We start from the raw sequence: 23,056 nt of genomic DNA, 5'->3' as shown, positions 1-23,056 counted from the left end.
TCCATTTCGATGGATTTATGAGTTGGAATGGATGGTGCAGACAGAGACAGTACGGTACAGTTTTGTAAAACCGTTATGGTATAAAGAGCAATACGGATGGATGTGACCTCGAACAAAATTCACGATAACGCGCCTCGCATCAACAGCGTGATGGTGGAAATTCGCAAGCGTATTTCTGCACGTATCCTTGCACCGGGAGCAAAGCTTCCATCCGTTCGCGCCTTCGCAAAGACAATGCTGGTCTCGACCTCGACCGTCGTCGAAGCCTATGAGCGACTAGTGGCGGAGGGCACCATCCACTCCCGGCCGGGATCGGGATTTTATGTGGCGGCCGCTCTGGCTCCTCTCTCACTCGCCGAAATAGGCCCGAAGCTCGACCGTGCGGTTGATCCATTCTGGGTCTCGCGCCTGGCGCTGGATGGGCAAGATGGCATGATCAAGCCCGGTTGTGGCTGGATGCCACCTTCATGGATGCCGGAAGAAGCGATACGTCGTGCTATGCGCAGCGTGGCGCGTGCCGACCCATATCTGTTGACCGACTACAGCACCCCGCTTGGACTTCTGCCACTGCGGAAACTGCTGTCACGGCGATTGTCGGAAAATGGTGTGCACGCTGCGCCGGAGCACATCATGCTGACCGACAGCGGCACACAGGCTATCGATCTGCTCTGCCGTTTTCTGCTGGAGCCGGGACAGACCGTGCTGGTCGATGACCCCTGTTATTTCAATTTCCACGCTCTGCTGCGCGCCCACCGGGTGAAGATCATCGGCGTGCCCTACACGCCTTCAGGGCCTGATGTCGCGCTGTTCGAACAGGCGCTAAGCGAGCATCAGCCTCGCCTCTACATCACCAATTCTGCAATCCACAACCCAACCGGTGCGGTTCTTTCCCCTGTTACAGCGCATCGGGTGTTGATGCTGGCAGAACGGGCCGGACTGACGATCATAGAAGACGATATTTTTGCCGATTTCGAAGATCAAAAAGCGCCAAGACTTGCGGCCTTCGATGGTCTGAACCGCGTCGTGCAGATCGGCAGCTTTTCCAAGACGCTCTCGGCATCCGTCCGTTGCGGCTACATCGCGGCACCGCAGCGCTGGATCGATCCGTTGACCGACTTGAAGATCGCCACGAATTTTTCCGGCAACCAGCTTTGTGAGGCAGTTGTATTGGCCGCATTGAAAGATGGCAGCTACCGGCGTCACATTGAGGCCGTGAAAGTGCGACTGTCCAGAGCAAGACTGGAAACAGATGCGAGGCTTCGCGGGCTCGGCATCACGCCATGGATCGAACCGCAATCGGGGATATTTCTGTGGTGCAGCTTGCCTGATGGGGTCGATGCAGCGGCGGTCGCACGTCATGCGCTTTTAAAAAACGTGGTTTTGGCACCGGGCAATATTTTCAGCCAGTCACACACCGCATCGACACATATGCGGTTCAACGTTTCGCAGTGCGACGACCCCAAACTGACGGAGGTTTTGAGGGAAGCGATCGATAGGACGCGCACGACATCTTAGACCTACCAGTTTTTACCATTTATAGATTTCTGGAACCAATTAAGCACAATCGCATTTTCTCCCCATAGTAAGAGAGGAGAAAACACCATGACATTCGATCCAAATCTTCCACGTGACCCTAATCTTCGTCCAGACCGTCCAGAACTGCGCACGACGCCGGAAGCGGCCCGCAAGTCTGCTGGCTGGGCTCCATGGGTTGCGGTAATCGCCGTTCTCTTGGTCGGCGGCTTCATCTGGATGCAGATGAGCGCCCCATCGACAACTGATCCGACCACGACATCGTCTACAACACCACCCGCCGTCACCGATCAGGCTCCAGCGCCTGCCCCGATGACGCCAGCAGCACCGACCAACAACGCTGCCCCGGCTTCGCCGACAACTGGTGGCACGTCGACACAGCCATAACAACTTAGGTTGTTAGGTGATTGAAGAACCGCTTGCCTTTGGGCAGGCGGTTTTTTGTTGAGATCAAAACCCTTGGAGGGAAAAAACTTTCGATGTCATGGCAACCTCCGGCTTTAATGCGCATAGTTTATACGCATCAAGCCCGGGGACAAGATCAATCGTCGCTCATCTTCAACGCTGCGATAAAGGCTTCCTGCGGAATATCCACCTTGCCGAACTGGCGCATGCGCTTCTTGCCTTCCTTCTGCTTGTCCAGAAGTTTGCGCTTACGAGTCGCGTCGCCGCCGTAGCATTTGGCGGTCACGTCCTTACGCATAGCCGAAATCGTTTCACGGGCGATGACGTTGCCGCCGATGGCCGCCTGAATGGGGATCTTGAACATGTGGCGGGGGATGAGGTCTTTCAGCTTTTCACACATATCGCGGCCGCGCTTGTCGGCAGCGGTGCGGTGAACCAGCATGGAAAGCGCATCAACCGGTTCGCCATTGACCATGATCGACATCTTCACGAGGTTGCCCTCGCGGTAACCATCGAGATGGTAATCGAAAGAGGCATAGCCCTTGGAAATGGATTTCAGGCGGTCATAGAAATCGAAGACGACTTCATTGAGCGGCAGCTCATAGGTGAGCATGGCGCGCTTGCCGACATAGGTGAGTTCCGTCTGGACGCCGCGGCGGTCCTGACAGAGTTTCAGGATACCACCGAGATAATCATCAGGCGTCAGGATGGTTGCCTTGATCCATGGTTCGCGGATTTCGGAAATCTTGACGACATCGGGCATGTCAGCCGGGTTGTGCAATTCACGCTCGGAGCCATCCGTCATCGTCAGTTGATAGACCACCGAAGGGGCGGTTGCGATGAGGTCGAGATCGAATTCGCGCTCGAGGCGTTCCTGAATGATTTCGAGATGCAGCAGGCCGAGGAAGCCGCAACGGAAACCAAACCCGAGAGCAGCGGACGATTCCATTTCGAAGGAGAAGGATGCGTCGTTGAGGCGAAGCTTGCCCATGGCGGCGCGCAGATCTTCGAAATCGGCAGCATCGACCGGGAACAGGCCGCAGAACACGACCGGCTGGGCAGGCTTGAAGCCCGGCAGAGCCTGCGCGGTGGGGCGCTTGTCTTCGGTGATGGTATCGCCGACGCGGGTATCGGCCACTTCCTTGATCGATCCTGTAATGAAACCGATTTCGCCAGGGCCGAGGCTGTCGACGGCCACCATCTTAGGGGTCAGAACGCCGACGCGCTCTACCTGATATTTCGCGTCCGTGCCCATCATGCGGATGGTCTGGCCCTTGGTCAGCACGCCATCAAGCACGCGCACCAGAACCATGACGCCGAGATAGGTGTCGTACCAGCTATCGACCAGCAGGGCCTTTAGCGGGCCCTTTTCGCCAAGCTCGCTCTTCGGCGGCGGCAACTGGTGCACGATGGCTTCCAGAACATCAGGAATGCCAAGGCCGGTCTTGGCTGAGATCAGAACAGCCTGAGACGCATCGATGCCGATGACTTCCTCGATCTGTTCGCGAATACGGTCCGGCTCTGCGGCTGGCAGGTCGATCTTGTTTAGAACTGTAACGATCTCGTGGTCATTATCGATGGCCTGATAGACATTGGCCAGCGTCTGCGCTTCTACGCCCTGGGATGCATCCACCACCAGCAGCGAGCCTTCGCAGGCCGACAGCGAGCGGGAGACTTCATAGGCGAAGTCGACGTGACCGGGGGTGTCGATGAGGTTCAGCACATAGATTTCGCCGTTACTCGCCTTGTAATGTAGGCGCACGGTCTGTGCCTTGATGGTGATGCCGCGTTCGCGCTCGATATCCATATTGTCGAGCACCTGCTCGGACATGTCGCGCTCGGCAAGGCCGCCCGTCGACTGGATCAACCGGTCGGCTAGCGTCGATTTGCCATGGTCGATATGGGCAACGATGGAAAAGTTGCGGATATGGTCAAGCGGGGTGCGGGTCGAATTTGTGCTCATGCCCCGCGCTATAGCAGGGGCCTTTGCGCTGGAAAAGCGGGAATTTGGTTAAAAGCCTTTTAAGTTGGGCTTTTTCAACCAGCAACCGAGCGCGCGCGGCAACGAGATGAGGGATATGGTCGATTTCGGCGCTTAATTCTGATCTTTTAGATCGCAATTTCTATCATCGTGGATATTGACTCCACCATATGAGATTATTACTCTCACATAATGGAAAATCAAAATGACAATTTTGAGCGCTCCATTGCTGAACGCATCAAAAATCTGCGAACGCAAGGCAATCTGACGCTCGACCAACTCGCCAACGCCTCCGGGGTTAGCCGCGCCATGATTTCGCGCATAGAGCGCGGCGAAGCCAGCCCAACCGCAGCACTTCTGGCGCGGATTTGCGCTGCACTTGGGCTTTCGCTTTCGGGCTTCTTTGCAGAAAATGAAGATGCGATTTCGCCGCTCGTTAAAAAACAGGACCAACCGACGTGGCAGGACCCTGATACCGGCTACGTGCGACGTGCGGTCTCACCTCCCCGTGTTGGTTCCGACGTCGATATTGTCGAAGTGAATCTCCCACCCCATGCGAAGGTCAGCTTTCCACCGCATGCTGCAAGCCAGAGCATGACGCAATATATCTGGCTGCTTGAGGGAAACCTTGAGATGACGACAGGCAATCAGGTGCACCGGATGACCTCAGGCGACTGCCTTTTCATGCCGGTTGGCGACGGCCACACATTCCACAACCCCTCTGACCTCCCTGCCCGCTATGCGGTGGTGCTGGACCAGCGCAAGCGCTGACATTTTCTGGAGTTTCAAATGACTGTTATCCGCATGCTGAACGGCGAGGAAACCTTGGCCGCCCTGCCCGATCTTTGCGAAATTTTATCCGACTGCGTCAATGGCGGCGCGTCTGTGGGCTTCATGTTGCCCTTCACATCAGCCGACGCGACAGACTTATGGCAAGATGTCGCGAAGAGTGTAGACAAAGGCAACACGATCCATGTGGTAGCAGAAGTGGATGGCAAAGTCGTTGGCACCGTGCAGGTGGGACTTTCCTCCAAACCCAACCAGCCGCACCGGGGCGACCTGATGAAACTTCTGGTCCATCGCTCTGCTCGCGGGCTTGGTCTTTCGCGCAAACTGATGGACCGCGTGGAAGCCGAGGCCGCCCGCCTCGGTAGGACGCTTCTGGTGTTGGATACGGCGACCGGTAGCGAAGCCGAAGCGATATACCCTCGATTTGGTTGGGAACGCGTGGGTGTCATTCCGGATTATGCGATGCATCCCGATGGCCGTTATTGCGACACGACATGGTTTTACAAACGGATCGGCTAGCACTCCCGGATATCAACACTTGCAAACATCTGCTTGCTGAAGAAACATGTCCTGATCGTTTCAACCAGACAAACGATGAGGATCCAAGTGACAGACGCAATAGCCAAGCCACGCATTTCCATCATTTACTGCACCCAATGCAATTGGCTCCTGCGCTCGTCTTGGATGGCGCAGGAGTTGCTGCAAACCTTCTCGGATAGTTTAGGAGAAGTGACGCTCGTGCCTGCCACCGGCGGACGTTTCGAAATCCTGGTGGACGGTCATGTAATCTGGGAACGCAAACGCGACGGCGGCTTCCCCGGACCCAAAGAACTCAAACAACGTGTACGAGACATCATCGACCCAGACCGCGACCTCGGCCATTTGGATCGCTCCAAGAACGAGGGTCTGGATAGCTGATTCTTGCTTTTGGACGTCAGCCGAGGTCTAGGCAACGCATGCGCGGATGACCGTTTTCGATTTTTTTGCTGAAAAATCAAAGATCGTCACAAAACTTAAAAATGGCTGTTGACACCAGACGGCTGTCCCCGTACATCGCTCCTCGTCGCCCAGATGGCGGAATTGGTAGACGCGCCAGCTTCAGGTGCTGGTACTCGAAAGGGTGTGGAGGTTCGAGTCCTCTTCTGGGCACCATTCCATTTTTGATCTTAGCCAGATCAATAACTTACCTGAAATTTCATATAAAAAAGCATCGCCCTTGGGGGCGATCGAGTGTTGCGCATTGCGTTCAGCGCTTGCATGTGACTGTTGATTCAGCCTCGCACGATCGCATCCAACATCCAGAAGACGCTAGAAGATATCACTGACCGCTGGCGGCCGCGCCTTCGTTGGGGGAGTGTTCTTCGCAATTCGGGGTGCAGGATAAAACCGTGCGGGCTGTCTGACGGAAAACGCGGACCGTGTTGCCTTCGTCGATCGATACCAGCACCCGCTCATCGACGATGGCGTTGCCATCAGCGTCCAGAAGAACCAGATTTGTGGTCCCGAAACTGCGACCGGTGAGGACGATGGTGGTGGCGTCTGCAACTGTCGCGTCCGCAACCTTTGAGTTGCCGATGATGACTTTGCTGACAGGGCGATCAAGCTTCAGGACGCGGGCGTGGTTCATAGACACGCGCAACATATCGCTGTCTGCAGCCATAATCGGTGCTGACGTTGCGATAAGCACCGTCAAGGTCGCAGCAATTCTAGCTATAGAAACGGACAGCATGGATGTGGGCAGCCTTGGTTCACTCGTTACACACTTCATCAAAAATCACCATGCGCGGCATTGGTGAATGAAGCGTTAAGCATGAATCCCATTATGGCATCACGCCGATAAGGTGCGGCACATATCGATGAGCCATTTCATGCCATGCGCCATAATAGAACAGGAAAATGCACCGTTTTCGAACGCATTCCGAGCGATAAGCGCGACTAGGAACCTTAGAAGAATAAGGATTCGAGACGGTATATAAATATTGAATTTCTACTTTGATCTATTGTTTACTATGCTCAATTTCAGCCTTCATTAACCCAATTTTAACGAGATTTTTTAAGTCGTTGGAAATCGACCTTCTGTAATTTGAGCTCAACCGAACAACGGAAAACAGTTGTCGGCGTGCTGAACAACAAACGAAGAGTTTAGGAGAACCCGCATGACAAACATTTTCGCTCGCTTCATGAAAGACGAGTCCGGCGCGACCGCCATCGAATACGGCTTGATCGCAGCTTTGATTTCCGTGGGCATTATAGCTGGTGCTGGTGTCGTCGGCACACAGCTCAGCGCACTGTTCACGAACATCGGAACAAAAATGACTACAGCAAAAACCACATCTGGACAGTAAAAGTCCTGGGCATCGTCGAATGACGGCCGCCCAGAATTGGGCGGCTTTTCATTTTGATTTCCGATTTATCAAAAAAGCCGAGGGACTAGGAAATAAGAATGGTTGCTGGAGCGATATTTTTGATTTTTCCTATGGGGCTCGCCTTGGCGGCGATTTCTGATCTTTTCACCATGACAATTCCAAATCGTGTCTCCGTAATGCTTTTTCTTTCGTTTATTTTCGTTGCACCTTTTATCGGCCTAGACTGGCATACGCTCGGAATGAATTTGGCTGGTGGACTTATTGTATTTTCGATTTGCTTCGCACTCTTCGCACTCAATATAATGGGTGGTGGGGATGCAAAACTTCTTTCAGTGTCAGCTATATGGTTTGGATTTAATGTGTCTTTGGCACTATTCATCCTAAGTGTTGCGGTTGTTGGGGGCCTGCTAACAGTCGCTATCTTGATGTTACGTTCGCACTCGCAGGAGATCATGGCGAGCGGCCTGCCCATCCCAGACTCCCTGCTCGTCGCAAAAAAAATCCCATACGGCATTGCCATCGCCATCGGCGGCCTCCTGACCTACCCCGAGGCACCAATCGTGCAACTCGCGATGCAGCACATGCTTTAAAGTCGCATTTTAAATAATCGTGTTGTTTATTTCTCATTAACCACGATGCGACAGATTTTATTAACCATAATTACACCAATGGCGGGACAAGGTTCAGATCAGAGATTCTGACTCTTTCAAGGGCCAAGCATGAAGCCGTCGCGTGTCATCATACTTTCCGTTGCTGTCGTTGCCGCCGGTCTTGCCGGTTTGCTGGCGATGCAGCTTGGCGGCCCTCAGCAGGTCGTCGAACAGGCGGAAGCCATCATCCAGAAAGAGCCAACGGTCAACGTGCTGGTTTCCTCGGTAAATCTGCCAGTGGGAAGCCGCCTGAGCGCCGATTCTGTTCGGTGGGCAGCGTGGCCGCAGGGCAGCATCAACGACAATTTCGTAACCGAAACCAAACGGCCCGACGCCATAACTGAGCTTACTGGCTCTGTCGTGCGCCTGCCACTGTTCGAGGGCGAGCCGCTACGGCCGGAGAAGGTGGTCGATTCCAGCACACGCATCATGTCTGCTCTTTTGCCAGCGGGCATGCGCGCCGTGGCCACGGAGATTTCCGTCGCCACGGGTGCCGGTGGCTTCGTGTTGCCCAATGACCGTGTCGACGTGATCATGGTTCGCAAGGGCGATGCGGGAAGCTTTCTGACTGAAAACGTTCTCAACAATGTCCGTGTTCTCGCCATCGACCAGCAGATCAAGGAAGGCGAAGACGGCACGACCGCTGTCGTTGGTGCAACCGCAACGCTGGAACTGACGCCTGAGCAGGCAAAAATCATGATTGTGGCGCAGCAGATGGCGGACCGCTTGACGCTTTCCCTGCGCTCAGTTGCCGATGCTCAGGACAGCGACACCACATCGGCCAATTACCTCTTGAGCGGCGGCTCGGGACGACCGGCAATTCAGGTGATCAAATCCGGCTCAATTGTCCGGGATGGACAAGGAGGGTCGTCACAATGACCAGATTTCACGCACTCACCGGCTTGAAAAAAATGATGCGCTCTTCCGTCACGGGCGGAGTGGCGTTTTGCATCGCATTTTCCGGCTTTCCTGGAATGAACGCACCTTTCGGATTTTCGACGCATGAGGCGCTGGCACAAAGCGCCAGCATCGTGCGGATCAACGAAAGCGGTCAAGGTGTTCGCAAGCGGTTGAAGTTGGGCTTGAACAAGGCGCTGGTCATCGACCTGCCCCAAGATGCGCATGATATTCTCGTTGCCGACCCCAGCATGGCCGATGCCGTAACGCGCAGTTCGCGACGGATTTACCTGTTCGGCAAGGCGGTCGGCCAAACGAATATCTTCATCTTCGGTGATCAGGGACAGGAAATCGTCAGCCTTGATCTGGAAGTTGAACGCGATATTTCCGGTCTCCAAGCCAATTTGCGCCGATTTATTCCGGAATCGGATATTCGCGTCGAAATCGTCTCCGATAATATCGTTCTTTCGGGAACGGTCCGTACGCCACAGGATTCAGCGCGTGCCGTGCAGCTGGCATCCGCTTTCTTGAAGGGTGGTGAGGCGACCACACGTAATATTACCGAAACCAGCCAGAGCAATGGTGACGGGGCTGTCGCCATCTTTGCCGAAGACCGTCAGCAATCATCCATCGTCAATATGCTGACGATCGAGGGCGAAGATCAGGTGACGTTGAAGGTCACCGTTGCCGAGGTCAGCCGACAGGTTCTGAAACAGCTCGGCTTTAACGGCTCCATCAGCGGCTCGGGCAGTGACTTGGGCGGGCGCATCTCATTCTCCAATCCGTCGAACCTTGGCAACGCAATCGGGCTTGCAGGCACTGGAAACATTGCCGGCAGCATCGGCAAGTTGACCCTCGGTAGCTATTTCAATGCCATGGAACAGGCAGGCGTGATGCGAACGCTGGCTGAGCCTAGCCTCACCGCCATTTCAGGCGAGCAAGCGAAATTCTACGTCGGCGGCGAATTCCGCCTGCCTGCCGAGCAGGAGGTGGCCATCGATGACACCACTGGAAAACCAACTGTTACACGTACCACTGACACGGTAAACTACGGCATCGAGCTGAATTTTCGGCCCGTGGTTCTGTCGCCCGGTCGCATCAGCCTAAAAATTGAAACAAATGTCTCGGAGCCTACCTATGAGGGTAGCGCCGTGACCGGTAACGGTAGCAGCATTAGCGTTCCCGGCAGCACTTATCTGTCGATCCGCAAGCGCGAAGCCTCCACCAGCGTGGAACTTCCATCGGGCGGTTCCATCGTCATTGCTGGTTTGGTGCAGGACAATGTACGCCAGGCAATGTCCGGCATACCGGGTGTTTCCAAAGTGCCGGTTCTCGGCACGCTGTTTCGAAGCAAGGACTTCATTCGCAACGAAACTGAACTGGTCATCATCGCCACGCCCTATCTCGTTCGTCCCGTGTCGCGCAACGAAATCGCGCGGCCGGACGATAATTTTAACCCGGACAATGATGCCGGCATGTATTTCATGAACCGGGTGAACAAGGTCTACGGCAACAAGCAGCAGGCTCACACACAGCCCTATCAGGGCTCGGTAGGGTTTATCTACAAATGACAAAGATGCATCAGATGAAACCGCTCGCCCACCGTCCTTCCATCCGTCGCACCGGACTTGTTCTCGCGCTGTTGACGACTGCCGCGCTGGCGCAAAGCTGTGCACGCGACCCTATGTCGACGGGTGCCATTCCTGACGACTACCGCACTCGCCACCCGATCACGCTTTCCGAAGCGCAGCATTCGCTCGATATCCCGGTGTCTGCGGGCGACAACCGCCTGACCGTGGGCATGGCCGACAACATCAAGGGCTTTGCCCAAAGCTATGCCGCGACATCATCAGGTGTCGTTCAAATTCAGGTGCCAACGGGGTCTGCGAATTCCGCTGCGGCGTCCATCCTCAAACGTCATATCCGCGCGACCCTTGCATCTTCAGGCATACCAGCGGCAAAGATCGTGGAAGTCCCCTACCGGGCGGCACCTTCGGGCGATGCAGCTCCGATCAGGCTGAGCTACATTGCCGTCACCGCGATGACGGGGCAGTGCGGACAATGGCCGGAAGACCTGTCCGACAACACCTATTCCAACAAGAACTGGTACAATTTCGGCTGCGCCTCTCAGAACAATCTGGCTGCGCAGATAGCCAATCCCATGGACCTTGTCGGACCGCGCGGCATGAGCCCGATCGATGCGGAACGGCGCTCCGTGGTGATCGGCAATTATCGTGCAGGCAAGACCACGGCAACGACAGAATGACGTCCAGCACGCAACGCATGCGGCAACAGGAAACACAATGAGCCCGGTAAACTACGATATTCAACACGCAAATCCGGACGAACTTCACTCCGAAGAGCCTTTGCGCATGGGAGATCTGGATGACCTGCGGCCCCTGCCGCGCATCTCGATCCACGCCTTTTGCGAAAGTGAAAGCATGCAGCGCCTGATGGAGCGTTTGTCCGGCGACCGTCGTATGAACAAGGTCAGCCTGCGTGTTACCAATGGCGAAGTCGAAGCCGCCGCGACCATGTTTTCGTCCAGCCCGACGCCCAACCTGATCATCCTCGAAACAGCGCGCGAACCATCCAATCTGCTGAACGACCTGGCACCGCTTGCGGAAGTCTGTGATCCCACCACCCGCGTCATCATTATCGGTCGCCACAACGATATCGCGCTGTACCGCGACCTTATCCGCAATGGTATTTCCGAATATCTGGTTGCGCCCGTTAAAATGCCGGATTTGCTGGCGTCAATCTCCGCGATTTTCGTTGATCCCGAGGCAGAGCCACTAGGCCGCAACATCGCTTTTATCGGTGCCAAAGGCGGCGTCGGTTCCTCCACCATTGCCCACAATTGCGCCTTCGGCATTTCAAGCCTGTTTTCGACCGAGACCATATTGGCCGATCTCGACCTGCCTTTCGGTACCGCAAATATCGATTTTGATCAGGACCCGGCGCAGGGCATCGCAGAAGCCGTATATGCACCGGAGCGCCTGGACGAGGTCTTTCTCGATCGTCTATTGACCAAATGTTCCCAGCATCTTTCCCTGCTTGCTGCCCCATCCCTTCTGGATAGGCCTTACGATTTCGAGCGGCTTGCATTCCAGCCTCTGCTCGATCTCCTTCAACGCAGCACACCTGTCGCCGTTCTGGACGTTCCCCATATCTGGTCGGACTGGACGCAGACCGTGCTTGCGGCGGCAGACGAAGTGGTGATTACGGCAGTGCCGGATCTTGCCAATCTCAGAAACACCAAAAACCTTCTGGATGCGCTGAAGAAGCTGAGACCCAATGACAAGGTTCCGCATCTGGTGCTCAACCAGGTCGGCATGCTGAAGCGCCCTGAGATCGCGCCTGCCGATTTCTTCGAGCCGTTGGAAATAGAGCCCATCGCCATTATTCCCTTTGATGTGCAGCTGTTTGGTAATGCGGCCAATAGCGGACGCATGATCAGCGAAATCGATGCGAAATCTCCCATTGCCGAAACCTTCTCGCAGATCGCTCACGTCGTGACGGGTCGATCCTCCGTTCGTAAGGCGAAACGTGCAAGCCTTGGCAAATTCATGGACTTGATCAAACGCAAGTAAGCGCGTCTCGCGCCTCTAGCGACATACCGGAAGAAACAAATGTTCGGAAAACGCGGCAACGAGGGCTTTTCAAAAAGCCAGAATACCGGGCAGGTGGCATCCATCCCTGCCCCGTCGCCTGCTATGGCAACACCACGTCTGGACGCGGCAGACACGCTGGTTCTTGCGCCGCCTCCAGCTGCGGCGTCGTCAAGTCCAGCGGCACCCCAATCGCGCAAGCGAACGCGGACAGATGACTATTACCAGACCAAGTCGCAGGTGTTTTCCGCGCTGATCGACACAATCGATCTGTCGCAGCTCGCCAAACTCGACACCGAAAGCGCGCGCGAGGAAATTCGCGATATCGTCAATGATATCATCACGATCAAGAACTTCGCGATGTCGATTTCCGAGCAGGAAGAGCTGCTGGAAGACATCTGTAACGACGTTCTCGGTTATGGTCCGCTGGAGCCGCTTCTGGCTCGCGACGACATTGCCGACATCATGGTCAATGGCTCCGGCCAGGTTTTCATTGAAGTCGGCGGCAAGACCATCGAATCCGATATCAGGTTCCGTGACAACACCCAACTTCTGTCCATCTGCCAGCGCATCGTCAGCCAGGTTGGCCGCCGCGTGGATGAATCGAGCCCTATCTGCGATGCTCGTCTGCCGGATGGTTCGCGTGTCAACGTCATCGCTCCGCCGCTCGCCATAGATGGCCCGGCACTGACGATCCGAAAGTTCAAGAAAGACAAGCTGACGCTCGACCAGCTGGTGCGCTTCGGTGCGATCACGCCCGAGGGTGCCGTGCTGCTGCAAATCATCGGGCGCGTTCGCTGCAACGTGGTCATCTCCGGCGGCACGGGTTCTGGTAAGACCACGCTTCTCAACTGCCTGACGAGTTACATCGACAAGACTGAACGCATCATTACCTGCGAAGACACCGCCGAGCTTCAGCTTCAGCAGCCGCATGTGGTGCGCCTGGAAACGCGTCCGCCAAATATCGAAGGCGAAGGCGAAATTACCATGCGTGATCTCGTCAAGAACTGCCTGCGTATGCGCCCGGAACGTATCATCGTCGGTGAAGTGCGCGGACCCGAGGTTTTTGACCTGTTGCAGGCCATGAACACCGGTCACGATGGCTCCATGGGCACCATCCACGCCAACACGCCACGTGAGTGTTTGAGCCGAATGGAATCGATGATTGCCATGGGCGGCTTCACCCTGCCTGCAAAAACCGTGCGGGAAATCATTTCCTCGTCCGTGGACATCGTCATTCAGGCTGCGCGCCTTCGTGACGGCTCACGCCGTATCACGCAGGTGACAGAGGTGCTCGGCATGGAAGGCGACGTGATCATCACTCAGGATCTGATGCGGTATGAAATGGACGGAGAAGACGCCAATGGCCGGATCATCGGCCGTCACGTCTCAACCGGTATCAGCAAACCGCATTTCTGGGATCGCGCACGCTATTTCAACGAGGAAAAGCGACTTGCCGCAGCGCTCGATGAAATGGAAAGCAAGTCTCAATAAAGTAGTGAGTGGGAGTTTTATTCTGACGTCGCGAAGACGTCGTCGCTCTCAGGCCAAGGCGGAATAGCAAATGAACATGACGGTGATGCTGCTTGTGATTCTCGTCGCCGTTTCGGCAGGAGCGATGGCCTATGTCTTCCTGTTCCCGCAGATCGAGGTCGAGAAGAAAACCGCAAGCCGTGTCAGCCGTGTGAAAGCCGCTGAAACCGACAAAGAGAAGATCAAGATCGCACGCGACCGCGTTCAGGAACTGAGTAAGCGGCGCAAATCCGTACAGGATAACCTGAAAGATCTTGAAAAAAAGCAGACAGAAAAAAACAAGGACAGAAAAGACAAAAGTGTGCGTGGCAGGCTCGTTCAGGCTGGCCTCACCATGTCTGTGCGAAAATTCCATGTGATCAGTGGTGGCATGGGGCTTGCGGTGTTTCTGGTTGCCTTGCTTTACGGGGCACCTCTCCTTTTGGCACTGGGTGGGAGCATCGTCGGCGCACTCGGTTTGCCCCGTTGGGTGCTTGGGTTTCTCGTCAAACGACGGCAGAACAAGTTTCTTGAAGAGTTTCCGAACGCGCTCGATGTCATGTATCGCTCCATCAAATCCGGTCTGCCACTGAACGATTCCGTTCGGTTGATTGCGTCTGATGGACAGGAGCCGATCAAAAGCGAGTTCCAGCGGGTCGTTGAAGCACAACAGGTGGGCATGAGCATCCCGGAAGGGATCAACCGCATGATGCTGACCATGCCTTTGCCGGAGGTGAACTTCTTTGGCACCGTCATCACCATTCAGGCACAGGCAGGCGGCAACCTTTCCGAAGCGCTGGCAAACCTTTCCAAGGTGCTGCGGGAACGGCGCAAGATGAAGGCCAAGGTGGCCGCCCTTTCGATGGAGGCAAAAGCATCTGCCGTCATCATCGGCGCTCTTCCTTTCATCGTGGCGACGCTCGTCTATCTCACCTCGCCGGACTACATCATGGTGCTGTTTACCGATCCGCGTGGCCATCTCATTCTGGGTGCCTCGGCAATCTGGATGTCCATCGGTATCGTCGTCATGCGCCAGATGATCAACTTCGATATTTGAGGCGGAAAGCATGTCGCAAGAACTCATATCCAGCATGACCAACCCGCACCTCATCATCGCCATTCTCGTTTCCGTCGCCGTGTTTGCGACGTTTTATACGCTCGCCATTCCCTATTTCGAAAAGGGCGATCTGGATAAGCGCATGAAGGCTGTGTCCACGGAGCGAGACCAGATCAGAAGCCGGGAACGCGACCGCATGAACGAGGTCGCCAAGGGCAGCAAGACATCACTGCGCGCCACCAACAACAAATCGGCAACGCGGATCGTCGAGCGCTTCAACCTGCGTGAGGCGCTGATCGACGCGAATACCGTCAACAAGCTGCGGGCTGCCGGCTATCGATCGCAGAACGCGCTAAACACGTTTCTGGCCGCACGGTTTATTCTTCCATTCATCTTTCTCACACTGGCCTTTCTGTGGGTTTTCGTCATGGGAAACCTGCCAGAGCGGCCCTTCGGCGTACGCCTGATGGTGGTTCTCGTCGTTGGTTACCTGGGTTTTTACGCGCCGAATATCTTTGTTTCCAACCAGATGTCCAAGCGCCAGAAATCCATCAAACGCGCATGGCCCGACGCCTTGGACCTGATGCTGATCTGCGTGGAATCGGGTGTCTCGATGGAAGCCGCCATGCGTCGTGTCGCCGAAGAAATGGCCGACCAATCGCCTGCCCTTGCCGAGGAAATGGTGCTGACGACGGCAGAGCTTTCGTTCCTGCAGGACCGGCGGACCGCCCTCGAAAACCTTGGGCTTCGCACGCAGCTGGAAGGGGTTAAAAGCGTGGTACAGGCGCTTATTCAGGCGGAGCGTTACGGTACCCCCCTGGCTCAGGCGCTGCGTGTTCTGGCGCAGGAAGGCCGTGACGAGCGCATGAATGAGGCGGAAAAGAAAGCTTCGGCATTGCCACCAAAACTTACCGTGCCGATGATCCTGTTCTTTCTGCCCGTACTGATCGCCGTTATTCTCGGCCCTGCCGGCATCCGCGTTTCCGACTCGTTCTGAGGCGTTCAAACAAAAAAGGCGGCCAGTAAGGCCGCCTTGCGTTTATCTCGCATCCATCAATCAGTTCGCAGCTGTTTTCTTGTTCTTGTCGGAGAGTTGCGACCACGCGTTCTGCTGTGACAGCATGCTTCTCAGATAGGTCAGGTTGGCCTGAGCCTGTTGGGCGGACAGTTCCTGCATGGCAATGCGTTCCGCCTCTTCGAAACGCCCCTGAAGGCCCACCACCAATGCAAGATTCTGTCTGATCCGGCTATCGGCACCGGGTTGAGAGGCTGCGGAGCGCATGTAGGTTTCGGCTGTGCGAGGGTCGCTCTGAAGCACGTAGGACATGCCGAGATTGGACAGAATGGTGGGATCGTTGGGCTTCAGATCCAGCGCCTGACGGTACTTGGCTCGTGCTTCGCTCGATCGGCCCAGCTGGTCCAGTACGGCTCCTTCTGCAGAATAGAGACGCCAGTCCGGTCGGTCCGGCGTCTGCGCGCGATTGATGGTGTTGAGCGCCTGCTCCAACTGTCCGGCGGCGGCCTGTGCCTTGCCGTAGGATGCGAGCACTTCGCGGTCGGAAGGATAAGCGATCGCGACTTGCTGCATGACGGCAAGTGCCTGGCTGTTTTTGCCCGTCATCATCAACAGATTGGCGTAGTTGAGGCCGGTATTGCGGTCCTTCGGATTGCTGGCATAGGCCTTTCCGGTGGAAGCTTCCGCCTGCCGCAACTGTTCCATGTTCATCTGATCATAGGAATGCGACACCGTAGGGATGGACCCCGTCGACATACGATCCGGCTTATTGGTGGAGCATCCGGCGAGAGCAAGGGCGAGCGCCGCTGCGCATACGCCGCGAAGCAAAGTCCTTTGGCGGGCTGAAATGTTGGAAACAGCAATCATGACATTGCCCCGGCTCTGGGTTTTAATCGAAATGTGCGGCGCGACGCATTTTCCTCGCCGCAACCCCCGCTCCAGCAATAATCTGTTAACCCTAATAGAGTGTTAATTTGCCGATTCCAGACCTTTACGAAAGCAGCCTGATGCCTCCCTATCAATTTATCGAACGCACCACGCATTTCAGTTCCAAAGCAGGCAAGACGCTGCCGGTTTTTGCGGTCACCCCCGCCCATATCGAGCAGGGTGCGATCGATCCGATTGCTCTGGACTGGGCGCGCAAAGCGGGCTTCAAGGCGGATGCGGGCGCTCTTCTTTTGATCCCTTCCGCAGAGGGTGCTCTCGGTGGCGCGCTTCTGGGCCTTGGTACGAACCCTTCCGAGCTGCCTTTCATTACCGGAAAACTGGCGAGAGAGTTGCCTGAAGGCGATTGGCATATCGAAACGGCACCTTTGACCGTCAATCGCCTGATGCTGGGTTTTGGCCTTGGTGCCTACCGTTTCGACAAATATCGCACGGTGAAAAGCAACGGCGCGAAACTCCTTATTCCGCGCGACGCGGAAGATGCGGAAATCAAGCGCATTCTGGCTGGTGTCTATCTGGCACGCGATCTTATCAATGTTCCCGCAAATGACATGGGCCCAGACGAACTGGAGATCGCTTTCCGCAGTCTGGCCGCCCATTACAAGGCGCAAGTCTCCGTCATTGCCGGTGAAGACCTGTTGAAAGAAAACTTCCCGTTGGTTCACGCCGTTGGACGGGCCAGTGAAAGCGCGCCGCGCCTTTTGGAAATGACATGGGGCAAGAAGGGCAATCCAAGCCTGACACTCGTCGGCAAGGGTGTTTGCTTCGATACCGGTGGCCTCGATATCAAGCCTTCCTCCTCTATGGCGCTGATGAAGAAAGACATGGGCGGAGCTGCCAATGTCCTCGGCCTGGCGCTCATGATCATGGACGCACGTCTGCCCATCGACCTGCGCGTCATCATACCCGCGGTAGAAAACTCCATCTCGTCCAACGCTTTCCGCCCGGGCGATATCTATCAGAGCCGCAAGGGCCTGACGGTCCAGATCGACAACACGGACGCCGAAGGTCGCCTCGTTCTGGCCGACGCATTGGCCTATGCGGATGAAGATGCACCCGACCTGATGATCGATATGGCGACGCTGACGGGTGCCGCCCGCGTGGCACTTGGACCCGACGTTCCTCCGTTCTTCACAGACGACGAGGACCTCGCGCACAGCATTTCCGATGCCAGCATGGATGTGGACGACCCATTGTGGCGTCTGCCGCTCTATATGGGCTATGACAAGGACATCCGCTCGCGCGCGGCCGATATCACCAACGCGCCTGCCGGTGGCATGGCAGGCTCGATCACGGCAGCTCTCTTCCTCAAGCGTTTTGTGACGCAGACGAAGAAGTGGGCGCATTTCGATATTTACGGCTGGTCCTTGAGCGAGCGCCCGCACTCATCCATCGGTGGCGAGGCGCAGGCGATCCGGGCACTGTTCCACTACATCTCGCGCAACTTCGCGAAAAAGTAAGCTGGTCGCGGGGGCGATAAACCGCCCTCGCCTTATACCCGAACGTCCTGGTCCTTGCGATCTTCCTGACCGAAGAATTTCAGATAGCGCTGAACCTCTTCCGGCTCACCCGTCGCTTTCTGCGGATTGTCGGAAAGCTTCACGGCCGGGCGGCCGTTGGCATCGATGACTTTGCAGACGATCGAGATCGGTTTCAGGCTCTCGATTGTCTTGGGTGCGCAGCCTGCGAAGTCGTTCGTCAGGTTGGTGCCCCAGCCAAAGCCCATCCGCACGCGGCCTTCGAAATGTTTGTAGGTGTCGATGATGGCATCGACATCTAGACCATCTGAGAAGATCAAGAGCTTCTTTTTCGGGTCACGGCCAACACTCTGCCACCAGTCGATGATCTTTTCACCGCCTTCGATCGGGGGCGCACTGTCGGGACGAAAGCCAGTCCAGTCCGCTACCCATTCCGGCGCGTTGCGCAGGAAAGAGGCGGTTCCGAACGCGTCAGGCAGCACGATCAAGAGATTACCGCCATACAGCCGGTTCCAGTCTTTCATCACTTGATAGGGGGCTGCGGCCAGTTCCTCGTCGTTTTGCGCCAAAGCGGCGACGACCATCGGCAACTCATGCGCATTGGTGCCGACAGCCTCAAGGTCAGAATCCATGGCCAGCAACACATTGCTGGTGCCGGTGAAGGCCGGGCCAATGCCTTCCTTCAGGGCTTCGACACACCAGCGCTGCCAGAGGAAGCTGTGACGGCGGCGCGTGCCGAAATCGGAAATGCGCAGCCCCGGCAGTTCCCGAAGGCGTTCCACTTTTTCCCACATCTTGGCTTTTGCGCGCGCGTAGAGAACATCCAGCGTGAAGTAACCAAGCGAGCGCATGGCGCTGCGCGAACGAAGCTCATTGATGATGGCAAGGGCCGGGATTTCCCACAGCGTCGTGTCCATCCAGCGTCCGTGGAAATTCAGTTCATACTGGCCATCACGCTTGAACAGCTCGTATTCCGGCAGTTGGTAGCTATCCAGCCAAGACAGGAACTCTGGATCGAATATCTGTGAGCGCCCATAAAACGTATTACCCGCAAGCCAGATTCTTTCCTTTTTGGAAAGCCTCAGGGTGCGGGCATGATCCAGTTGCTCGCGCAGTTCGGTCTCATCGATTTCATCGGCGAGCTTGACGGTCTTGGTGCGATTGATCAGCGAGAATGTCGCATTCACATCCGGGTACAGTTTCCAGATCATCTGCAACATCAACAGCTTGTAGAAGTCTGTATCGATGAGGCTGCGAATGATCGGGTCCAGCTTCCAGGTGTGGTTGTGCACACGGGTCGCTATATCTGTCTTCGTCATTGCTGCTGCTATCCCCCGCACCGGCAGAGCCGGTTTCGCCGCGCATTTGAGAAGGCCTGAAGCCTCCCGGAGCCTGATCCGCTCCTGACACAAGACTTATCTGATAAAGCCTTGGCAAGTCCAGACCGGTTCGGGCAAAGACGGTTCTGCCCGACCAATCAAAAGTCGACAGCTGGGGGATTGATGCCGGGATACCAGTCTTTGGACGTTGGTACCGGCGTACCCGTGATCGAGACACCTGGCGAGCCCGAGCAGCGGTAACCCTGCACCGGTAAGCCGCGATTGCCGAAAACATCGCGATAAGGCCCATCCGGATAACCAGAGTTCACGGTTGTCGAATAGCAGGTGTAACGCTCTTTTGGTTGCAGCGTCTTTGGGTCTTTCACGCCCGGAAGATTGGCATAGGCATCCGGGGCGGGCATATAGCCTTTCTCATAGACCGTCTGCGCCTGAGCAGATGTGACCACGAAAAGACCGGCAAAAAACAGAGTCGTGATGCCTGTTGCTAGTCGTGACATATGCGTTGCCCTACCGTGAGTTCCATTCTGGTTATATAGGGGCGGCTGACATCGAAACACCGGCTACATCCAAACGTTTTCGTGAAACCTCACGGGCGGCGGAAACCTGTCGGCATTTCGTAGAGCCAGCCGATCCGCTTTATCGCTTCTTCCAGATTCTCCCGAGACACATTCATGGTGTGGCCATTCGCATGAAGCAATGTTGCTTCGTCCTCCATGATGCCGACATGGCCTTTCCAGAAAACGAGATCGCCACGGCGCAGTTCGTCGCGGTCGATCGGTGTCCCGAGCGATCTGACCTGCATGTCCGTGTCTCGCAGAACGGATTTTCCTGTCATCGCCATGGAAAGCTGCACCAAGCCGGAGCAATCGATGCCGAAACCGGACCGTCCGCCCCATAGATACGGCGTCTCAAGAAAGCGCAGCGCGACCGAAACGTAGTCCGTCGTTGATGGCTGGTTCAGGGCAAGGCAATGGGCGGCAATGACGCCCTCGCCTTTTTCCGTCATCAGATAGCGCGTACCGCGTGTCTCAGCTTCCCCCACAAAGGTCGCAGAGCTGCCCATCGATAGTGCCACAACAGGTGGCTTCCGAAGTTCGGCCTCTGGGTAAAGAAATGTACGCGTTGCGATAATGCGATGCGTAGCAGCGATAGTCTCGCCAATCGCAGTCTCCGGTAGATATCCGGCGTAGCCATCCGCATCCGCCTGAACCCAAGCCCAGCCCGCCGCTCTATCAAACACGTGCAACGTTTCGCCCAGCAGCAGCTCCGTATCTATGCCGACAGCCAAGTCAGGCTTTGGGCGCAGGCCAATGACGGGAACTTTGACTTGGGCGGGCGTACCGTTCACAAAGCGAGCAGCCTCGACCTGACCTTTTAATGTCTCGTCGGCCAGATCGGCACGGAAGATGTGCAGGCGGCGGTCAAGGGGCGTATTTGCGGATGTCATATCGTTGCGTCCTGGTGTGTCGGCTCTGCGCGCCGGATCGTTCGAGGCGGTATTCAAGCTTTTCGGGCTTGATCAATAATCAGATCGCCGAATTTTTCCAGATAAAGCGCACCGGCGACCGTGCGTTTTATCACGACATTCCGCCTGTCACGTTGATCACGCTCCCGCTCCACAAGGCCAATCGTGCCCATGCTGTCCAACGCCCGGGTGATGACGGGTTTGGTGACGCCGAGGACCGAGGCCAGGCCGCGGACCGTATGCGGCGGCGGCATGAGATAGATATGCAGAAGGATCGCCATTTGTCGCGATGTCATATCCGGCGCATCGTCTTCCACCTGCGCCAGGACCACCCTGTGCCAGAGGCTCAGCGCTTGCGTTGGTGACAGCTCGACAGACAATTTCCCTCTCCATTCGCTTGGGGCATTGCCCGCATTCACTGTGACCGCATCTTCCCGCAAATCAATGAACAAAACAAAACCGCCGCCACTATGACCACGCAAGAGCGCAGGTAGTGGCGGCGGTTAATGGCTCGTTCGAGCTTTGCGTCCCCTCTGGACTTGAATGTAAACATGCATGAAGCATGCCAGTTCAAACAAGCCTCGAAACCCGGTTCATTCGAACCAGAAGCCGAGTTGGCGGCGCTTTATTTTCTCACCCAATGCATAAATAACATGCAATTGGACATCAAACTGCGGCGTTCCGACCGGCTTCGATTTCATGCGCACGTTCGCGCTTGTTGTAGCGGATCGAAGACCAAAGTGAGATGCCGATGAGCGTTGCGCCGCCCAGACCCGTGATGACTTCGGGAATATGGACGAGGCTCTGTACGTACATGATGACCGACAGGATGAGGATGGCATAGAACGCGCCATGCTCAAGATAGCGGTATTCCGCCAACGTTCCCTTTTCGACCAGCATGATCGTCATCGAGCGCACATACATGGCACCGATGCCAAGACCGATGGCGATGATGAAGAGGTTGGAGGTCAGCGCGAAGGCACCGATGACGCCGTCGAAAGAGAAGCTGGCATCCAGCACTTCGAGGTAAAGGAATGCGCCGAAGCCGCCCTTTGCCGCACCTTCCAGCACCTGCTGGCTGCGATCCAGAATACCGCCCAGAACTTCAACGAGAAGGAAGGTCAAAAGACCCCAGATCGCCGAACTGAAGAAGACATTGGCTGCCTCCGGCCCAAGAGCCGGATCAGCGCTACTGGCAATAATGCGCGAGAAGACCAGCATGACGATCAGAACAAAAGCGATCTCGATGCCCTTGATGGACGAATAGGTCGCAATCTTCTCTTCGAACCAGCGAACCCAGTGAACGTCTTTTTCATGGTCGAAGAAAAAGCTCAGGCCCACCATCATCAGGAAGGTGCCGCCGAAGGCAGCAATCGGTAGATGCGCATCCTTCATGATCTGCGCATAGCGATCTGGCTCGGTTGCCGCCATGACCATGGCAGTCCAAGGGCCGACATTGGCCGCGATGACGACGATGAGCAGTGGGAAAACGATACGCATGCCGAAAACGGCGATGAGAATGCCCCAGGTCAGAAAGCGATGCTGCCATTCCGGCGTCATGTCTTTCAGCTTGTTGGCATTGACGATGGCGTTATCGAAGGAGAGCGAGATTTCCAGAACTGCGAGAACCGCGCAGATGAAGAAGATCGTAGCGGTACCGCTGACGGTACCCGTCATCTGCCAGCCGAGATAGCCGCCGAGGATGAGGCCGACGATCGTAACGATGAAGGCCCATTTGAAATAAGTGAGTGTGGATTTTGTTGTCGTCGTCATCACAGTGCTCCCGCGCTAGCTGGGCGAACGGGAAAACGTGGAGAAGGCATGGCACAAAGCGCACGCATGGAATGCATGGTCAGATTTTTCATGGGTTTAAATCCGCCGGCGTCATAAGCAGGCGGTACCGACATCGCGAGAGCGCCGTAAAACTCTCGCCAGAGGGGCCCGGCACCAAAGTTCGGTTCCCAAATCCCGATGTCAGGGGATGGGAATGTCTTTGTTAGTCTCTCAAGTTC

General features: G+C 55.9%; 23 protein-coding genes and 1 tRNA gene. 16 read left to right on the top strand and 8 right to left on the bottom strand.

The window, feature by feature from the left end; genetic code table 11:
• The first annotated feature begins 96 nt into the window (after positions 1-96).
• Complete coding sequence (locus CPJ18_RS01080; protein WP_197710889.1) at positions 97-1,515, top strand: aminotransferase-like domain-containing protein; 1,419 nt, start codon at positions 97-99, stop codon at positions 1,513-1,515.
• A gap of 87 nt (positions 1,516-1,602) precedes the next feature.
• A complete protein-coding gene (locus CPJ18_RS01075) occupies positions 1,603-1,920 on the top strand; it encodes a hypothetical protein (RefSeq protein WP_077119618.1) in 318 nt (105 codons plus the stop codon).
• A 154-nt stretch (positions 1,921-2,074) separates the two neighbouring features.
• Here the strand turns inward: CPJ18_RS01075 and lepA are convergent, their stop codons facing one another.
• On the bottom strand, positions 2,075-3,913 hold the full coding sequence (gene lepA, locus CPJ18_RS01070) for a translation elongation factor 4 (protein WP_167397817.1): 1,839 nt from the start codon (positions 3,911-3,913) through the stop codon (positions 2,075-2,077).
• A gap of 198 nt (positions 3,914-4,111) precedes the next feature.
• On the opposite strand from lepA, the gene CPJ18_RS01065 reads away from it, so the two are divergent.
• The 4 genes from CPJ18_RS01065 to CPJ18_RS01050 all read left to right on the top strand — a co-directional run bounded on the left by CPJ18_RS01065 (position 4,112) and on the right by CPJ18_RS01050 (position 5,860).
• Positions 4,112-4,690, top strand: coding sequence for a helix-turn-helix domain-containing protein (locus CPJ18_RS01065; RefSeq protein ID WP_153366847.1), 579 nt, complete (start codon positions 4,112-4,114; stop codon positions 4,688-4,690).
• Between the two features lie 18 nt (positions 4,691-4,708).
• On the top strand, positions 4,709-5,227 hold the full coding sequence (locus CPJ18_RS01060) for a GNAT family N-acetyltransferase (RefSeq protein ID WP_103656661.1): 519 nt from the start codon (positions 4,709-4,711) through the stop codon (positions 5,225-5,227).
• Between the two features lie 87 nt (positions 5,228-5,314).
• The gene (locus CPJ18_RS01055) at positions 5,315-5,626 is read left to right on the top strand and encodes an Rdx family protein (protein ID WP_103656918.1); all 312 of its coding nucleotides are present in this window, start codon (positions 5,315-5,317) and stop codon (positions 5,624-5,626) included.
• Between the two features lie 147 nt (positions 5,627-5,773).
• Positions 5,774-5,860: transfer RNA gene (locus tag CPJ18_RS01050), tRNA-Leu, on the top strand.
• A gap of 166 nt (positions 5,861-6,026) precedes the next feature.
• Here CPJ18_RS01050 and CPJ18_RS01045 read toward each other — a convergent pair.
• Positions 6,027-6,368: a pilus assembly protein N-terminal domain-containing protein gene (locus CPJ18_RS01045; RefSeq protein ID WP_103656917.1), complete on the bottom strand. Its 342-nt coding sequence runs from the start codon at positions 6,366-6,368 to the stop codon at positions 6,027-6,029.
• 496 nt (positions 6,369-6,864) lie between these two features.
• Between CPJ18_RS01045 and CPJ18_RS01040 the strand changes: the two genes are divergently transcribed.
• The 9 genes from CPJ18_RS01040 (at position 6,865) to CPJ18_RS01000 (ending at position 15,798) form a co-directional block, all read left to right on the top strand.
• Positions 6,865-7,053 (top strand): Flp family type IVb pilin, encoded by a 189-nt coding sequence (locus CPJ18_RS01040; protein WP_103656660.1) that lies wholly within the window; start codon positions 6,865-6,867, stop codon positions 7,051-7,053.
• Between the two features lie 98 nt (positions 7,054-7,151).
• Positions 7,152-7,664: an A24 family peptidase gene (locus CPJ18_RS01035; protein ID WP_103656659.1), complete on the top strand. Its 513-nt coding sequence runs from the start codon at positions 7,152-7,154 to the stop codon at positions 7,662-7,664.
• A 129-nt stretch (positions 7,665-7,793) separates the two neighbouring features.
• Positions 7,794-8,603, top strand: coding sequence for a Flp pilus assembly protein CpaB (gene cpaB, locus CPJ18_RS01030; protein ID WP_077102239.1), 810 nt, complete (start codon positions 7,794-7,796; stop codon positions 8,601-8,603).
• Positions 8,600-10,192, top strand: coding sequence for a type II and III secretion system protein family protein (locus tag CPJ18_RS01025; protein WP_103656658.1), 1,593 nt, complete (start codon positions 8,600-8,602; stop codon positions 10,190-10,192). The genes cpaB and CPJ18_RS01025 overlap by 4 nt, the downstream gene beginning before the upstream one ends.
• A gap of 5 nt (positions 10,193-10,197) precedes the next feature.
• Positions 10,198-10,887 carry a CpaD family pilus assembly protein gene (locus CPJ18_RS01020; protein ID WP_407026451.1) on the top strand — a complete coding sequence of 230 codons (690 nt, stop codon included), beginning with the start codon at positions 10,198-10,200 and terminating at the stop codon, positions 10,885-10,887.
• Positions 10,888-10,924: 37 nt separating this feature from the next.
• Positions 10,925-12,214, top strand: coding sequence for a CpaE/TadZ family protein (locus CPJ18_RS01015; protein ID WP_103585216.1), 1,290 nt, complete (start codon positions 10,925-10,927; stop codon positions 12,212-12,214).
• A 39-nt stretch (positions 12,215-12,253) separates the two neighbouring features.
• Positions 12,254-13,726 (top strand): TadA family conjugal transfer-associated ATPase, encoded by a 1,473-nt coding sequence (locus CPJ18_RS01010; RefSeq protein WP_103656657.1) that lies wholly within the window; start codon positions 12,254-12,256, stop codon positions 13,724-13,726.
• A 70-nt stretch (positions 13,727-13,796) separates the two neighbouring features.
• Positions 13,797-14,801, top strand: a complete 1,005-nt coding sequence (locus CPJ18_RS01005) for a type II secretion system F family protein (RefSeq protein ID WP_103656656.1) — start codon at positions 13,797-13,799, stop codon at positions 14,799-14,801.
• Positions 14,802-14,811: 10 nt separating this feature from the next.
• On the top strand, positions 14,812-15,798 hold the full coding sequence (locus tag CPJ18_RS01000) for a type II secretion system F family protein (protein ID WP_077119642.1): 987 nt from the start codon (positions 14,812-14,814) through the stop codon (positions 15,796-15,798).
• Between the two features lie 60 nt (positions 15,799-15,858).
• On the opposite strand, the gene CPJ18_RS00995 is transcribed toward CPJ18_RS01000, so the two are convergent.
• Positions 15,859-16,683: a tetratricopeptide repeat protein gene (locus tag CPJ18_RS00995; protein WP_103656655.1), complete on the bottom strand. Its 825-nt coding sequence runs from the start codon at positions 16,681-16,683 to the stop codon at positions 15,859-15,861.
• A 140-nt stretch (positions 16,684-16,823) separates the two neighbouring features.
• Between CPJ18_RS00995 and CPJ18_RS00990 the strand changes: the two genes are divergently transcribed.
• Positions 16,824-18,221 carry a leucyl aminopeptidase family protein gene (locus CPJ18_RS00990; RefSeq protein ID WP_103656654.1) on the top strand — a complete coding sequence of 466 codons (1,398 nt, stop codon included), beginning with the start codon at positions 16,824-16,826 and terminating at the stop codon, positions 18,219-18,221.
• A gap of 32 nt (positions 18,222-18,253) precedes the next feature.
• Here CPJ18_RS00990 and pncB read toward each other — a convergent pair whose 3' ends face one another.
• The 5 genes from pncB to CPJ18_RS00965 all read right to left on the bottom strand — a co-directional run bounded on the left by pncB (position 18,254) and on the right by CPJ18_RS00965 (position 22,817).
• Entirely contained in the window at positions 18,254-19,558 is a 1,305-nt protein-coding gene (gene pncB / locus CPJ18_RS00985) for a nicotinate phosphoribosyltransferase (protein ID WP_103656653.1), read from the bottom strand.
• A gap of 158 nt (positions 19,559-19,716) precedes the next feature.
• Entirely contained in the window at positions 19,717-20,076 is a 360-nt protein-coding gene (locus CPJ18_RS00980; protein ID WP_077119650.1) for a hypothetical protein, read from the bottom strand.
• Between the two features lie 89 nt (positions 20,077-20,165).
• Positions 20,166-21,026 (bottom strand): C40 family peptidase, encoded by an 861-nt coding sequence (locus tag CPJ18_RS00975; RefSeq protein WP_103656916.1) that lies wholly within the window; start codon positions 21,024-21,026, stop codon positions 20,166-20,168.
• Positions 21,027-21,079: 53 nt separating this feature from the next.
• A complete protein-coding gene (locus tag CPJ18_RS00970) occupies positions 21,080-21,424 on the bottom strand; it encodes a MarR family transcriptional regulator (RefSeq protein WP_103656915.1) in 345 nt (114 codons plus the stop codon).
• A 286-nt stretch (positions 21,425-21,710) separates the two neighbouring features.
• The gene (locus CPJ18_RS00965) at positions 21,711-22,817 is read right to left on the bottom strand and encodes a DUF475 domain-containing protein (RefSeq protein ID WP_103656652.1); all 1,107 of its coding nucleotides are present in this window, start codon (positions 22,815-22,817) and stop codon (positions 21,711-21,713) included.
• Positions 22,818-23,056 lie beyond the last annotated feature (239 nt).

The sequence above is a fragment of the Agrobacterium rosae genome (genome assembly GCF_002915175.1).
Taxonomy (GTDB): domain Bacteria; phylum Pseudomonadota; class Alphaproteobacteria; order Rhizobiales; family Rhizobiaceae; genus Agrobacterium; species Agrobacterium rosae.
This window is presented reverse-complemented; position numbering and strand designations above follow the sequence as displayed.